Below are 15,485 nucleotides of genomic sequence, written 5' to 3'. Positions count from 1 at the left end.
AGTGGGTCACGGACGCCGCACCGCCGCACTACGCAGGAGCGAGCGCGGACGCGGCGCGTGCGAGGCGCTCGATCTGGTTCCAATCACCTTGTGCGACCGCATCTTTCGGCGTCAGCCAGGTGCCGCCGACACAACCGACGTTGGGCAGCGCGAGCCAGTCCGAGGCGTTCTGTGGGGTGACGCCGCCGGTGGGGCAGAAGCGCAGCTGCGGGCACGGCCCGGACACGGCCGACAGGTACGGCCGTCCGCCGCTGGCCTCCGCGGGGAAGAACTTCTGGACCAGGAGTCCCTCCTCGGCCAGCGTCAGCATCTCGGTGAGGGTTCCCGCCCCGGCGAGCAAGGGCAGGCCGCAGCCGAGCGCCGCGTCGAGCAGGTGCGGCGGCGAACCGGGCGTGACGAGGAACTGTGCGCCCGCGTCCACGATCTGCTGCACCTGGGTGGGTGTGAGGACGGTGCCGGCACCGACGACGATGCCCTCCACCTGCGACGCGACGGCCTCGATCGCCGCCAGCCCGGCCTCCGAACGCAGCGTCAGCTCGATGATCGGTATCCCGCCGCGGACCAGGGCCCGAGCCAACGGCACCGCCTGCTCGACCTCGTCGACGACGACGACCGGGATCACCGGTGCGACATCGAGCACGTCGGCCGCGCTGGCGATGGTGGGCTGGGTCTTGGGGGTGGCGGTCATCGGGACTCCTCGGAGACGGTGAGTGGCACGGCGTGCCGGCTGCTGCGGAGGTCGGAGGCGCCGAACACGTGGGCACCTTCGTCGGCACGGCCGACGGCGGCTCGCATGGACGCGAACAGTTCGCGGCCGGTGCCCACACCATCCTCGGTCACCCGGGCTGCGGGCTCGCGTGCGGCGAACTCGTCCTCGTCGACGAGCACATCGAGCCGACCGCTGAGCGAGTCGACACGCACGACGTCGCCGTCGTGGATCTTGGCGATCGGGCCCCCGTGCACCGACTCGGGGGTGACGTGGATGGCTGCCGGGATGGATCCGGAGGCACCGCTCATCCGGCCGTCGGTGACCAGGGCGACCGCGTGGCCACGCTTCTGCAGGACGCCGAGGGAGGGCGTCAGGCCATGCAGTTCCGGCATACCGTTGGCCGACGGACCCTGCTCGCGGATCACGACCACGACATCCCGGTCCAGCTCGCGGCGGGAGAAGGCACGCAGGAAGGCGACTTGGTCGGTGAAGACCCGGGCGGGTGCCTCGACGACGCGATCCTTCCCGGCGATCGCCGACGTCTTGATGACGGCGTGGCCGAGGGTGCCCTGCAGCACCCGCAGGCCGCCGTCCTGGGCGAAGGGTTCGTGCGCAGGGCGGAGGACATCGTGGTTGCTGGATTCCGTTACCGCGGTGGCAAATTCGAGCTCACCATGGGCATCGAGGGTGGGCCGCCGGCTGTAACGGCGCAACCCCGGGCCGGCGAGGGTGAGGACGTCCTCGTGCAACAGGCCCGCATCGAGCAGGGTGTGGACGAGGAACGGTGTCCCGCCCGCGGCGTGGAAGTGGTTGACGTCGTCCGGACCGTTCGGATAGATCCTCGCCACCAGTGGCACAGCGGCCGACAGCTGATCGAAGTCCTCCCATCGCAGGTCGATCCCCGCAGCGGCCGCCATCGAGATGAGATGCATCGTGTGGTTGGTTGAGCCACCCGTCGCCAGAAGTGTGACCACGCCGTTCACGACGGACTTCTCGTCGACGATCTGCCCTGTGCCGTAAGGACGTTCGCTCGCCGCGATCTCCACGACCCGGCGGGTCGTAGCGGCAGTGAGCGCGTCGCGCAGCGGGTCGTCGGGGTGGATGAACGCGGCGCCGGGCAGGTGCAGGCCCATGACGTCCATCAGCATCTGGTTGGAGTTGGCGGTGCCGTAGAACGTGCAGGTGCCCGGCGAGTGGTAGGAGGCCACCTCGCTGGCCAGCAGCTCGTCGCGGCCCGCCTCGCCCGCGGCGTATGCCTTGCGGGTCTCCGCCTTCTCGGCGTTCGAACGTCCGCTGGCCATCGGCCCGGCGGGCACGAGTGCCGCCGGCAGATGGCCGAACGACAACGCTCCGGCGACCAGGCCGGGCACGATCTTGTCGCAGACACCGAGCAGCAGTGCGGCGTCGAAGACGTCGTGCGACAACGCGATCGCCGTCGACATCGTGATGACGTCACGGCTGAAGAGACTGAGCTCCATTCCGGCTCGGCCCTGCGTGATGCCGTCACACATGGCCGGCACACCGCCGGCGACACGCGCCACGGCGCCGGCCGAGCGCGCCACCGCCTTGATCTGCGACGGGTAGTGCTCGAACGGTGCGTGGGCGGACAGCATGTCGTTGTAGGCGGTGACGATGCCGACGCTCACGCCCTCGTCGGCTGCCAACAGGTCCCGGTCGCTTCCGGTGCACGGTGCGACCGCGTGGGCCAGGTTGGAACAGCCGAGGTCGGTGCGCGCCGGGCGCAGGCTGAGTTCGGATGCGGATCGGGAGATGCGCTCGAGGTATGCCGTGCGATCGGCTCGGCTGCGTTCGGTCAGTCGGTCGGTCACCTCGGCGACCGCGGGATTCAGAGGGGTCTGCATGGGGGGCTCCTCAGGGGGTCGGCGTACAAGCCGCGGACGATGAAGATATCCGCTGCGTGGGCTCCCTGATCCAGTCTTCCGCCGCAATGTGCCCCGCGTCACTGGCCATCGGGACAGTAACTGCCGGCCGTGCGACCGGCTACCGGTGGGTACGCGTTTCGGTGGCCGATTTGTGCCCCCGTCGGCGCCTCCCTAACGGGGTCCCCGCGAAGTATCGGAGCGAGGGACGAGTGGAGAACTTCGTGGGGTGTTCATTCGACCTCGTTCCTCGGTCGTGCGATGCGCCTGTTGCTTCTGCTGCGGGCACAAAGAAATGGTCCGCAGCAAGCTGCGGACCATTTTTCTTTGTGCCCCCGGCAGGATTCGAACCTGCGCTCCCGCCTCCGGAGGGCGGTGCTCTATCCCCTGAGCTACGGGGGCGTGCGATGAACCGTGCTCCTGGCGCGACGTTTCGTTCGTCATCATCGCGTCAATCGCATGTGCCACTGGCCCATTCTGCGGCCGGCACGTCGCAAGATTATCAGCCGCGAGAGGGTGCTCTCGACACGGTGGCGGTTGCGGTCGATGTTCAGCCGACGGACGAGCGGGTATGGCGCAACCGCCGCGCCGTATCGTGTCGCCCGTGACTTCCGCGACCACCCGACTCGATGCGCACATCTGGCCGACCGGTCTCACCGAGAATGCCGGTGGCGACCTCGCCATACACGGGCATACGCTGGCCGAGCTTGCGACGACCCATGGCACGCCGGCATACCTGGTGGACGTGCCGGACCTCATCGCGCGCGCCCGGGACTTCCGGGACGAGTTCCGCGCGGCATTCGAGGCGATCGGCACGACCTGCGACGTCTTCTACGCGGGCAAGGCGTTCCTGTGCTCGGCGCTGGTCCGGCTGCTCGATGCCGAGAACCTCAACCTCGACATCTGCACGAGTGGCGAGCTCGCCGTGGCGGCCAAGGCCGGCTTCCCCGGCGCGCGCACCGGCATGCACGGCAACAACAAGTCCGTCGCCGAGATCGACGCCGCGGTGGACTACGGGGTCGGCCGGATCATCGTCGACTCGCTGGAGGAGATCGAGCGGGTCGTCGCGGCAGCCCGCCGCAAGAGCGTTCGCGTCGGCGTCATGCTGCGCGTCAAGACCGGCGTCGAGGCACATACGCACGAGTTCATCGCGACCGCGCACGAGGACCAGAAGTTCGGTTTCTCATTGTCCGGCGGCCAGGCGACGAAAGCGGCCGCGGAGGTGCTGCGGCACCCGGATGAGTTGCACCTGCTGGGTTTTCACTCACACATCGGTTCGCAGATCTTCGACTCGGACGGCTTCCGCGCCGCCGCGGAGCGCCTGATCGCCATGCAGCTGAAGGTCGCACAGGAGCACGGTGTCGTGTTGCCCGAACTCGACCTGGGTGGCGGCTTCGGCATCGCCTACGTTCCGGAGGACCAGCCGCTGTCGCCACGGGAGATGGCGACCCAACTGGCCGCGATCGTGCAGGCCGCGTGCGAGACCGCGCAGACGCCGGTCCCGCGGGTCTCGATCGAACCCGGCCGCGCCATCATCGGGCCCGCCGGCGTCACCCTCTACGAGGTCGGCACGGTCAAGCCGGTGCAGGCCACCGACGACCTCGTGCGCACCTACATCTCCGTCGACGGCGGCATGAGTGACAACCCGCGCCCGGCGCTCTACGAGGCCGATTACACTGCGGCGCTTGCCAATCGGCGCAGTGACGAGCCAATGACCCAGGCGCGAGTCGTCGGCAAGCACTGCGAGTCCGGCGACATCGTCGTTCGCGACCAGCAGCTGCCGGGGGACATCCGCCCGGGGGATCTGCTCGCGGTTGCCGCCACCGGCGCCTACTGTCGGGCGTTGTCCAGCCAGTACAACCACGTCACGAGGCCGCCGGTGCTCGCGGTCACGCCGGACGCCGTACGCACGTGGCTGCGACGCGAGACCATTGACGACCTGTTGGCCCTCGAAGGGGAGTAGAGAACGTATGGCGAAGCCACTGAGGGTTGCGCTGCTCGGCTGCGGAGTGGTCGGCAGTGCGGTAGCCCGACAGTTGACCGATGACGCCGCGGACCTCGCTGCCCGTGTCGGCGCACCACTCGAGCTGATCGGTGTCGCGGTGCGTGACGTGACCAAGCCGAGACCCGAATCCGGTGTGCCACCAGAGCTTTTCACCACGGACGCGGAGTCCCTGGTCTCCAACGCCGACCTGGTCGTCGAGCTGATGGGTGGCCTCGAACCCGCGCGCACGCTGCTGCTGCGAGCGATCGAGCACGGTGCGGCGGTCATCACCGCCAACAAGGCGCTGCTCGGCGCCGACGGGCCACGCCTGTATGCCGCGGCGGACGCGCGCAACGTCGACCTGTCCTTCGAGGCGTCGGTCGCGGGCGCCATACCGCTGCTGCGACCGTTGCGCGAGTCGCTCGCCGGGGACGACGTGCAGCGGGTCATGGGCATCGTCAACGGCACCACCAACTACATCCTGGACAAGATGGACCGCACCGGTGCCGCGCTGCCGGACGTGCTCGCCGAGGCCCAGGAGCTCGGGTATGCCGAGGCCGATCCGACGGCTGATGTCGAGGGCCACGACGCGCAGGCCAAGGCCGCCATCCTCGCCTCCCTCGCGTTCCACACCCGTGTCTCCAGTGACGACGTCTACTGCGAAGGCATCATGGCGATCACCGATGCCGATATCCGCGATGCGCGCAAAATCGGTTGTGTCGTCAAGCTTCTCGCGATCTGCGAGCGGACCTCCGACGGGGTCAGCGCACGCGTGCACCCGACGCTGGTGCCGCGCTCGCACCCGCTCGCCTCGGTGCACGACGCATTCAACGCCGTCTTCCTGGAGACCGCGCTGGCGGGCGAGCTGATGTTCTACGGGCAGGGCGCCGGAGCGGCTCCGACCGCCTCGGCCGTGCTCGGTGACCTGGTCCAGGCCGGCCGGCACCGTGTCGTGGGCGGTCACGGGCCGCGGGAGTCGGCATACGCCGAGCTGCCGGTGCTGCCGATCGCCCGGACACAGACCAGCTACTTCATCCGGCTCGACGTGCTGGACCGCCCCGGTGTGCTTGCACGAGTCGCGAATGTCTTTGGCGCACACGATGTTTCGATCGAGAGCATGCGCCAGGGCGTGCGCCGGTCGGAGGAAGGTCTGGCGATCCTGCAGCTGGTCACGAACCAAGCCGCGGACGAGGCGCTGGTCGCAACAGTCGAAGAACTTCGCAAGCTCGATGATGTGCACGAGGTCAGCTCCGTGCTCCGTGTGGAAGGAATGTAGTGGCCAACCAATGGCGCGGCGTCGTCCGCGAATATGCCGACCGACTGCCGTCTCTCGAGGGCGCACCGGTGATCACGCTGGGCGAGGGCGGCACCCCGTTGATCCATGCGGAGTGGCTCAGCAAGCACGTCGGCGCCGACGTGCACGTGAAGTTCGAGGGTCTCAACCCGACCGGTTCGTTCAAGGACCGCGGTATGACGGCAGCCATCTCGGCAGCCGCGAAAGCCGGTGCGAAGGCAGTGATTTGCGCCTCCACCGGCAACACGTCGGCGTCCGCCGCGGCATACGCGACCAAGGCCGGTATGACGTGTGGCGTGCTCGTCCCCGAGGGCAAGATCGCGATGGGCAAGCTCGCCCAGGCGATCGCGCACGGGGCGCAGCTGCTGCAGGTCGACGGTAATTTCGACGACTGCCTGACGCTGGCACGCAAGCTGGCCGAGTCGTACCCGGTGGAGCTGGTCAACTCGGTCAACCCGGCGCGGATCGAGGGCCAGAAGACCGCGGCGTTCGAGGTGATCGACGTCCTCGGCGATGCCCCGGACATCCACTGCCTGCCGGTCGGCAACGCCGGCAACATCACCGCCTACTGGAAGGGATATCGCGAATCCGCTGCATTGACAGGCGGATCCGACGGTGCGACAACCAAGAAGCCCAAGATGTGGGGCTTCCAGGCTGCGGGCTCGGCGCCGATCGTCAAGGGTCACCCGGTCGATGAGCCGGACACCATCGCGACTGCGATCCGGATCGGCAACCCGGCGTCCTGGGAGCAGGCGATCGCGGCGCGCGACGAGTCCGGCGGCCTGATCGACGCCGTGACCGACGAGCAGATCCTGCGCGCGCACCACCTCATCTCCAGCAAGGAAGGCATCTTCGTCGAGCCGGGCTCGGCTGCGAGCATCGCCGGCCTGCTGATGATGCACGAGCGTGGTGAGATCCCGGCCGGCGCGACGATCGTCTGCACCGTCACCGGGCACGGTCTGAAGGACCCGCAGTGGGCGTTGCAGGACGCGGACGGCAAACAGGTCCAGCCGACCAAGGTGCCGGTGGACGCGGTGACCGCGGCGCGTGCGCTCGGCCTCGAGGGCTGACCGGGACTCGCTTCGATGGATTCTGAACAGTTTTCGCTCGGTGCCTCCGTCACTGTCGAGGTCCCGGCGAGCAGTGCCAACCTCGGCCCGGGCTTCGACTCGATAGGCCTCGGCCTGGGCATCACCGACACCGTCCAGGCGACGGTGAGTGACGCCGGCCTGCAGATCACGGTCGAGGGTCACGGCTCGGACATGGTGCCGACGGATGAGACGCACCTGGTCTGGCGGTCGGCGCTGACGATGTGGCAACGGCTCGGCATTGAACCACCTCCTGGCCTGATCCTGCACTGCCGCAACGGAATTCCGCATTCGCGCGGTCTGGGATCGTCCGCCGCCGCGATCGTCGCGGGTATGACGACAGCGCTCGCGCTGGTCCGCGATCACATCGATGCTCCGGCATCCCTCGCGATGCTGAGCACCATGGCCGGCGACGCCGAGGGTCATCCGGACAACGCGTCGGCCAGTGTCTATGGCGGCCTGACCGTCTCCTGGGCCGACGACGAAGGAGCCGGCTGGCGCACAGTGCGTCCGCGGCTGCACCCCGACGTCACCGTTGCGTTGCTGCTCCCGGAAGCGACGCTGTCCACCGACTCGGCGCGGGCCGCGCTCGGCGACACCGTGTCGATGTCGGCCGCGGCCTCGACCGTCGGGCGCGCCGCCCTGTTGGTGCACGCGCTGACCGAGGAGCCGGAGCTGCTGCTGCCGGCCACCCGGGACTGGCTGCACCAGGAGCCCCGCAGGGCGTCATACGAGCAGAGCATGGAGGTCGTCGACCGCCATCGAGCACGCGGTCTCGCAGCGACGATCTCCGGCGCCGGGCCGGCCGTTCTGGTCCTCAGCGCGGGCGAATTCGAAGTGGCTGCGGACGACCTGCCGGCCGGCTGGCAGGTGCTGCGGCCGGGGATCGCCACATCCGGTGTGCGAGTCGTTTCGCATTCCCGGCCCTCGACGGTGTAAGTTTGGCCATACATCGACGGCCCAAGCCGTCCGCGTGACAGTTCTGTCCCGGATGTCGATGTCTCACCGCAACGCTTCTCACCGATCCTTTCGGCAGTGCGCATGTCGGTGATGAGTGTTGCTTCGCTGAAGTTGGTTCAGCAAGGACAGAGAAGTAACCATTTTTGGCATACCCCACACCGGCCTCAGCGCCGGACGAACGAGGGGGAAGGAACCTTCGTGACCGATACCACCGAACTCTCCGCGCCGACATCGGCGCCCGCTTCGAGCTCTCGGGGCAACCTGAGCACGATGAAGCTGGACGAGCTCAAGCAGCTCGCGGTGACCATGGGCATCAGCGGCACCTCCAAGATGCGCAAGAGCGACGTCCTCTCGGCGATCCGCGAGCGCGGCGGCGAGAGCAAGCCCGCCGCCGACGGCGCCCAGAGTGCGCAGAGCGCCCCGCGCCGTTCCCGCCGCGCGACCTCCGCGCCGGCCACGCCCGTCGAGGCCGAGCGCACCGAGTCGGCCCCCGCCGCCGACACGTCGGACAACCGCAGTGACCAGAACCCCGGCGACAAGTCCGCCGGGCAGCCGGTCGAGGTCCCGGGCGACAAGCCCGCCGACACGCCTTCCGACAAGGCTGCTGACAAGCCTGCCGAGAAGGCCACCGAGAGCGGCACCGACCAGTCCACCGAAATGTCCGCCGACCGGGGCGACCGCGCCGATGGCGGGACCGACCGCGACGGCGACAAGTCGCAGCGCCAGGGCGGCAACGACCGTGGCAATGACCGCGGCAATGACCGCGCCAACGATCGTGGCAACCGCACCGGCGACCGCAACGACGGTGACCGCGGCAACCGCAGCAACGACGGTGATCGTCAGGGCGGCAACAACCGCCAGGGCGGCAACCGCAACGACGGTGGCAACCGCACCAGCGACCGTAACGACGGTGACCGCGGCAACCGCAACAACGAGGGCAACCGCCAGGGCGGCAACAACCGTCAGGGCGGCCGCCAGGGCAACAACGACCGTGGCAACGACCGCGGCAACGACCGTGGCAATGACCGCGGAAATGACCGCTGGAACGACGACGACGGTGGCGGCCGCGGCCGCCGGCGCCAGCGTGGCCGGGACCGCAAGCGTGGCCGTGGCCGCGCCGACGACTTCGGTGATGTCGACACGCAGGTGCGCGAGGACGACGTGCTGGTGCCCGTCGCCGGCATCGTCGACGTGCTCGACAACTACGCGTTCGTGCGGACCAGCGGCTACCTGCCCGGCCCGAACGACGTCTACGTGCCGATGGGCATGGTCAAGAAGAACGGCATGCGCAAGGGTGACGCGGTCACCGGTGCGATCCGTGCGCTGCGCGAGGGCGAGCAGTTGCCGACCCGACAGAAGTTCAACGCGCTGGTGCGCCTGGACACCGTCAACGGTATGACGCCCGAGCAGGCCAAGGAGCGTGTCGAGTTCGGCAAGCTGACGCCGCTCTATCCGCAGGAGCGGTTGCGTCTCGAGGACGACCCGAAGCACATCACCAACCGCGTCATCGACCTGGTCGCCCCGATCGGTAAGGGCCAGCGTGGGCTGATCGTCGCGCCGTCCAAGTCCGGTAAGACCATGGTGATGCAGGCGATCGCCAACGCGATCACGAAGAACAACCCCGAGTGCCACCTGATGGTCGTGCTGGTCGACGAGCGTCCCGAGGAAGTCACCGACTTCGAGCGCTCTGTCAAGGGCGAGGTCATCTCCTCGACCTTCGACCGTCCCGCCACCGACCACACCGAGGTCGCCGAGCTCGCCATCGCGCGTGCCAAGCGTCTGGTGGAGTTGGGCAAGGACGTCGTGGTGCTGCTGGACGGCATCACCCGTCTGGGCCGCGCCTACAACCTGGCAGCGCCGGCCTCCGGCCGCATCATGTCCGGTGGTGTCGACTCGGCAGCGCTCTACCCGCCGAAGAAGTTCTTCGGTGCCGCCCGCAACATCGAGAACGGCGGCTCGCTGACCATCCTGGCGACCGCGCTGATCGAGTCCGGCTCGCGCATGGACGAGGTCATCTTCGAGGAGTTCAAGGGCACCGGTAACTGGGAGCTGCGCCTGTCGCGTCAGCTCGCCGAACGCCGCATCTACCCGGCCGTCGACGTCAACCAGAGCAGCACCCGCCGCGAGGAGATCCTGCTCGGCGGCGACGAGCTGAAGATCATGTGGAAGCTGCGTCGAGTGCTCGCCGCGCTCGACTCGCAGCAGGGCATCGAGCTGCTGCTGGACCGGTTGAAGAAGACCCCGTCCAACACGGAGTTCCTGATGCAGGTGCAGCAGACCAGCTCCATCAAGCTCGACGACGAGGACTGAGCGGACTTTTCGCCTCGCCCCTCGCAAAGCGGCGGGGAGCTCATCCGAACAAGTTCGGTGAGCTCCCCGCCGCTTTCGTCATACCTGATCCCGAATGACGGCTTCTTCGCCGAGTGACGGCCCGATCGGACCGTCACTCGCCGAGAGAGCCGTCACTCGGGATGGGTGGGCCGTCACTCGGGTGGGTGGGCCGGGCCGGGGGGAGGGTTAGCTCAGCGTGACGTCGTCCGCCTGGACGTACATCACGCGGTGGCCGAAGTAGACCAGGTAGTACTTCGTCTTGCCGACGATGTCGATGTGGTCGTTCGGGGTGTTGATGTCGTAGTACCAGGCCTTGTAGTAGTCGGTCGGGACGTTGGTGTCCGCCACGACATACTCCTGACCGGCGCCCCACACATAGCTGTATGGCGACACGCCCTGGTCCCACGACGGGTCGGGGTAGGCCGAGGACTCGGGGTAGGCCCGGCCGTAGACCTGTATGTCGCTCGTGGCGGTCGCCTTGGTGCCGTTCTTCAGCAGTCGCGCGGTGGGGGTGTCCGCCGGGTTGTGGAACCACCCCTTCGCACCGAGGTACCAGATCGCCGTCCAGTCGCCGTCGACGTCCGCGACCACGTAGTCCTCACCGGCCGCGGCACGGGCGCCGACGTCGGCCGGTCCGGTGCCGGACGGGCCGCCGCCGGGGTGCAGGCCGATGTCCTTGACCAGCGGTGAGTTCGCGTCGGGCTGCTGGTGCAGCGCGACGAAGTTGGCGGCCGGCTGCGGGCCGTCGACGACACAGATCGGCGGGTTGTTGGTGTCGCAGCCGGTGACGATCTGCTCGTTGCCCTCGAAACCGGGCAGGATCCGGATCATGTCGCCGGCGGTGAACTGGCTGATGCCCTTGGTCCCGCGCGTCAGCGGCGCGCCCAGCAGCTCGAAGTAGTGCTCCCAGTCCCAGAACGGGCCCGGGTCCCAGTGCATCGACTTGATGCCGTTCGTCGTCGTGGCCGGCACCTGGTCGTGCCCGATGATGTGTGCGCGATCGACCGGAATGTCGTACTTCTTGCACAGGTAGGCGATCAACCGGGCCGACTTGCGGTACATCGCCTCGGTGAACCAGGTCGGGCCGGCTGTGGCATAACCCTCGTGCTCGACGCCGATCGAGTGGGCGTTGACGTACCAGTTGCCGGCGTGCCAGCCGACGTCCTTGGCCTGCAGGTGCTGCGCGATCATGCCGTCGCTGGAGCGCACCGTGTAGTTCCAGGCCAGGTAGGTCGGCATCTGCACCAGCTTCAGCGCCTCGTCATACGAGCACTCGGTGTCGTGGATGACGATGGTGTTGAGCGCGGGGGAGGCCGGCCGGTTGCCGAGGTCGTGGTTGCCGTAGTTGCCCGGGTCGGAGCTCAATTGCTCGTATGGCGCCTCGACCCACTCGACCGGCAGGCCCGTGGGCGCATCGATCGGATCGGTCGGAGCGGCCTGCTGGGCGGCAGCCACCCGCCGGGTGATGACCGCGCGCTGCGAGGTGACACTCCCGACGCGGGTCGGCTGCAGCTCCAGCTGCGCACCGGACACCTTCTTGCTGGCGCCGGCGCGCAGGTCGCTGATCACGTCGTCGGCGAAGTCGCGCTGGGAAGCGACGGCGGAGAAACCACAGGTCGACGCGATCGCGACATACCAGGTGGCCGGGTCGGTGTCGGTGCCGACGGCGTGGCCGGCCTCCCGCTGAGCGGCGGCGAGCACGGCCGCGGCACCCATGATGTTCGCCGCGGTGTCGGTGCGCAGCTCGTCCTTGGAGAGCCCGGTCAGCGTTGCGGCCTGCCCCAGGGTGTCGATGACGCCCGCGGCGCGCTTGCCGGCCGCGGCATCCCGCTGCGCCTGTGCGGCAGCTCCGTCGACGAGATGCATCGGGCCGTAGCCGAGACTGGTGCTCGGCACACCCGCGTGGTCCTCCCAGCGGGTCTGACCGTAGGAGATCGCGGCGAGCACGGAGGCGGGCACGCCATATTTGGTTGCTGCTGCAGTGAATTGGGCGTGCTCATCCACGGCAAGGGCCGGGGCGGCGGTGGCCGTGGCGGCGACCGGCACAGCCAGTGCGGCCACCAGGAAGTTGCGTCGGGAAATAGGATGACGACTCATCGTTGCTCCATGATCATCAGAGGACAATCGGCCCAGGGGAGAGCTGACTGTTTCACTTTGGCACGGGATCGCACGTAAATGGTTTCCGGAGGTCGCCTGATTTCAGCGCGCGCGTCCTCGACGGGAATATGTCGGGAACGGTTCTCGTTTGGACTGATTGTCTGCCAGCTGGCAGAATCATCGGTTGGCTCCCCGGTTCACGCTTCGCACCCGCGACAGCGACCCGGTGGGCATGAAATCGCGAGGAGATCCCATGAAGAAGGACATTCACCCGTCCTACGGTGAGACCGTGGTCACGTGCACCTGCGGCGCCACCTTCACCACCCGCAGCACTGCTCAGTCCGGCGCCATCGCCGCCGACGTGTGCTCGCAGTGCCACCCGTTCTACACCGGTAAGCAGAAGATTCTGGACACCGGTGGTCGTGTCGCACGCTTCCAGGAGCGCTACGGCAAGAAGGCAGCAGCCAAGTAGCTTTCCCGCACCGCCGGTCCCACTCTCGTTCGCGAGAGAAGGGGCCGGCGGTTTGCTTTGCCCAGCGCATCCGTTCTCCTGGAAGGCATTCCCATGATCGAGTCAGCAGCCGCCGTCGCCGACGAATACGCGGACCTGGAGCGGCAACTGGCCGATCCGGCGGTGCACGCCGATCCCAAGGCGCTGCGCCGCCTCAACAAGCGGTATGCCGCACTGGCGCCGACCGTCGCGGCATACCGCGCGTGGACCGCGGCGCGTGACGACCTGGCCGCGGCGCGCGAACTCGCCGATGAGGACGCCGCCTTCGCCGAGGAGATACCAGCCCTGGAGGAGACGGTCAGCGCGACCGAGGACAAGCTGCGCAAGCTGCTGCTGCCCCGGGACGAGGACGACGACCGGGACGTCATACTCGAGGTGAAGGCTGGTGCCGGCGGTGCTGAATCCGCTTTGTTCGCTGCCGATCTGGTGCGCATGTACCTCCGGTATGCCGAGCACGCCGGCTGGCGCGCCGAGATCACCGACGGCACCGAGTCCGACCTGGGTGGCTACACGGACGTGCGCCTGACGATCCGCGCGAAGGGCCAGCCGGAGCCGGGGCAGGCGCCGTGGGCCAAGCTGAAGTACGAGGGCGGCGTGCACCGCGTGCAGCGGGTGCCGGTGACCGAGAGTCAGGGCCGCATCCACACCTCCGCGGCCGGGGTGATGGTGATGCCGGACCTCGACGAGGGTGATGACGAGGAGATCGAGTTCGGTCCCAATGACCTGAAGATCGACGTCTACCGGTCCTCCGGCCCGGGCGGACAGTCGGTCAACACCACCGACTCGGCGGTCCGCATCACCCACCTGCCGACCGGGCTCGTCGTCTCCTGCCAGAACGAGAAGTCCCAGCTGCAGAACAAGGAAGCCGCGATGCGCGTGCTCAAGGCGCGGCTGCGGCAGCAGGCCCGGGAGGCCAAGGAGGCGGAGGCATCCGCGGCGCGGCGCTCGCAGGTGCGCACCGTCGACCGCAGTGAGCGGATCCGCACCTACAACTTCCCGGAGAACCGCATCGCCGACCACCGCACGGGTTACAAGGCCTACAACCTCGACGCCGTCCTCAACGGCGACCTCGAGGCGGTGGTCCAGTCCGCGATCGACACCGACGAGGCCGCGAGAATGGCTGCGGTTGCAGAGGGTTCGACCACCACATGACCCAGGTCCGTCCGCTGCTCGGGTCCGCGACCGAACGGTTGGCCGGCGCGGGTGTGCCCAGTGCCGGCACCGACGCGCAGCTCCTGCTGGCTCACGCGTGGGACGTGTCGACCGGGGAGCTGCAACGCCGACAGGTGCTCGGCGATGAACCGCCCGCTGGGGTGGAGCGTCGGTTCGCCGAGTTGATCGATGAGCGCGTCACCCGGGTGCCGTTGCAGCACCTCACCGGCACGGCACCGTTCCGTGGGATCGAATTACGTGTCGGTCCAGGGGTTTTCATTCCGCGCCCGGAGACCGAACTGCTCGTCGAGCTGGTGCTCGCGGAGATCGGCGACCGGTCGGGCATGCAGATCGTCGACCTGTGCACCGGCTCCGGCGCGATCGCGCTGGCGATCAAGCACGAGGCGCCCGGCACAGCGGTGGCCGCGGTGGAGCTGGATCCGATGGCGCACGCCTGGGCGGCCCGCAATGCGGAGTTGCTCGGGCTCGCTGTCGACGTCGTCCAGGGGCCCGCGGAGTCGGCATTGCCCGGACGTGAGGGAACGCTGGACGTGGTGGTGAGCAATCCGCCATACATTCCGGTCGGGATGGTGCCGATCGATCCGGAGGTCCGCGATCACGACCCCGAGGTGGCCCTGTATGGCGGCAGCGAGGACGGCCTGCGGATCCCGCTCGCCGTCGCGCGACGGGCGCACGAGTTGTTGCGCCCGGGTGGCCTGCTGGTGATGGAACACGCTGACAGTCAAGGAGATTCGCTGCCCGCCGCACTTGCCCGGGAAGGTTGGTCCGAAGTCGCCGATCACCGCGATCTGGCTGGCCGGCCGCGCGCAGTGACCGCCCGTAAACCGCGGGTCGAGTAGTCGTGAGCGACGAGCGACGTATCGAGACCAACGGCGTGCATCTCTAACCCAGCACTGTCACTCCGGCGAGCTCCACGACGATCTGCGTGGCCTGCTCTGCGGTGATGATCGCGCCCTTCATGGCGCGCAGTCGGTCCGGGTCGCACGGGCCGAGCGCTGCACCACGCAGGTCGGCGCCGTCGAGCTTCGCGTCATACAGATCGGCGTGCGTGAGATCGCAACCGTCGAGCACGGACGAGCGCAGGTCCGCGCCCCGCAGCACCGCCTCGGTGAACCGGCACCCGGTCAGGTCCGTGTGCGAGAGCACCGCGCCGATCAGGTTGGCAGCAAAGAGATTCGAGCGTCGCATCGTGAAGCCGAGGCCGCGGGTGTGCGGCAACGCGGCACCCATCAAACGGCACCCGTCAAAGGTCGCCCCGCCGAGCGATGCGCCGTCCAATCGCACCTCGTCGAGAACGCAGTCGGTGAAGGTGACCTGGGTGAGATCGACGTCCCGCAGGTCGGACCCGCGCAGGTCGCACCGCAGCAACGACACCGCGTCGGTGGCCGTCGCCAGCAGGGCCGGCAACTCCTTGTCGACATACGTCTGGTCGATCAGCTCCATGGGCGCCGAGTCTGC

General features: G+C 68.4%; 12 protein-coding genes and 1 tRNA gene. 8 read left to right on the top strand and 5 right to left on the bottom strand.

The features are described 5' to 3' along the window. Window positions 1-28 precede the first annotated feature (28 nt). From eda to VG502_RS03150, 3 genes are all read right to left on the bottom strand, one after another. A complete protein-coding gene (gene eda / locus VG502_RS03160) occupies window positions 29-688 on the bottom strand; it encodes a bifunctional 4-hydroxy-2-oxoglutarate aldolase/2-dehydro-3-deoxy-phosphogluconate aldolase (protein WP_325548571.1) in 660 nt (219 codons plus the stop codon). Next, window positions 685-2,571: a phosphogluconate dehydratase gene (gene edd / locus VG502_RS03155; protein ID WP_325548570.1), complete on the bottom strand. Its 1,887-nt coding sequence runs from the start codon at window positions 2,569-2,571 to the stop codon at window positions 685-687. The genes eda and edd overlap by 4 nt, the downstream gene beginning before the upstream one ends. 348 nt (window positions 2,572-2,919) lie before the next feature. Further along, window positions 2,920-2,991, bottom strand: a tRNA-Arg gene (locus VG502_RS03150). A 169-nt stretch (window positions 2,992-3,160) separates the two neighbouring features. On the opposite strand from VG502_RS03150, the gene lysA reads away from it, so the two are divergent. The 5 genes from lysA (at window position 3,161) to rho (ending at window position 10,225) form a co-directional block, all read left to right on the top strand. Further along, on the top strand, window positions 3,161-4,552 hold the full coding sequence (gene lysA, locus VG502_RS03145; RefSeq protein ID WP_414655695.1) for a diaminopimelate decarboxylase: 1,392 nt from the start codon (window positions 3,161-3,163) through the stop codon (window positions 4,550-4,552). A 7-nt stretch (window positions 4,553-4,559) separates the two neighbouring features. Beyond that, window positions 4,560-5,849 (top strand): homoserine dehydrogenase, encoded by a 1,290-nt coding sequence (locus VG502_RS03140; RefSeq protein WP_325548568.1) that lies wholly within the window; start codon window positions 4,560-4,562, stop codon window positions 5,847-5,849. Continuing rightward, complete coding sequence (gene thrC, locus VG502_RS03135; protein WP_325548567.1) at window positions 5,849-6,937, top strand: threonine synthase; 1,089 nt, start codon at window positions 5,849-5,851, stop codon at window positions 6,935-6,937. Before VG502_RS03140 ends, thrC begins: the two co-directional genes overlap by 1 nt. 15 nt (window positions 6,938-6,952) lie before the next feature. Further along, window positions 6,953-7,894: a homoserine kinase gene (gene thrB / locus VG502_RS03130; protein ID WP_325548566.1), complete on the top strand. Its 942-nt coding sequence runs from the start codon at window positions 6,953-6,955 to the stop codon at window positions 7,892-7,894. A gap of 219 nt (window positions 7,895-8,113) precedes the next feature. Next, a complete protein-coding gene (rho, locus tag VG502_RS03125) occupies window positions 8,114-10,225 on the top strand; it encodes a transcription termination factor Rho (RefSeq protein ID WP_325548565.1) in 2,112 nt (703 codons plus the stop codon). Window positions 10,226-10,432: 207 nt separating this feature from the next. Here rho and VG502_RS03120 read toward each other — a convergent pair whose 3' ends face one another. Continuing rightward, window positions 10,433-12,343 (bottom strand): N-acetylmuramoyl-L-alanine amidase, encoded by a 1,911-nt coding sequence (locus VG502_RS03120; RefSeq protein ID WP_325548564.1) that lies wholly within the window; start codon window positions 12,341-12,343, stop codon window positions 10,433-10,435. A gap of 253 nt (window positions 12,344-12,596) precedes the next feature. On the opposite strand from VG502_RS03120, the gene rpmE reads away from it, so the two are divergent. From rpmE to prmC, 3 genes are all read left to right on the top strand, one after another. Next, window positions 12,597-12,815 (top strand): 50S ribosomal protein L31, encoded by a 219-nt coding sequence (rpmE, locus tag VG502_RS03115; RefSeq protein ID WP_325548563.1) that lies wholly within the window; start codon window positions 12,597-12,599, stop codon window positions 12,813-12,815. A 93-nt stretch (window positions 12,816-12,908) separates the two neighbouring features. After that, window positions 12,909-14,006: a peptide chain release factor 1 gene (prfA, locus tag VG502_RS03110; RefSeq protein WP_325548562.1), complete on the top strand. Its 1,098-nt coding sequence runs from the start codon at window positions 12,909-12,911 to the stop codon at window positions 14,004-14,006. Further along, window positions 14,003-14,866: a peptide chain release factor N(5)-glutamine methyltransferase gene (prmC, locus tag VG502_RS03105; RefSeq protein WP_325548561.1), complete on the top strand. Its 864-nt coding sequence runs from the start codon at window positions 14,003-14,005 to the stop codon at window positions 14,864-14,866. The genes prfA and prmC overlap by 4 nt, the downstream gene beginning before the upstream one ends. A gap of 43 nt (window positions 14,867-14,909) precedes the next feature. On the opposite strand, the gene VG502_RS03100 is transcribed toward prmC, so the two are convergent. Continuing rightward, window positions 14,910-15,485, bottom strand: a 576-nt coding sequence (locus VG502_RS03100; protein ID WP_325548560.1) for a pentapeptide repeat-containing protein, incomplete at its 5' end; no start/stop codon positions are given.

The organism is Flexivirga sp. (genome assembly GCF_035551235.1).
In the GTDB taxonomy this organism is placed as follows: Bacteria; Actinomycetota; Actinomycetes; order Actinomycetales; family Dermatophilaceae; genus Flexivirga.
The sequence above is the reverse complement of the archived record's forward strand: the minus strand, read 5'-3'. Positions and strand labels throughout refer to the sequence as shown.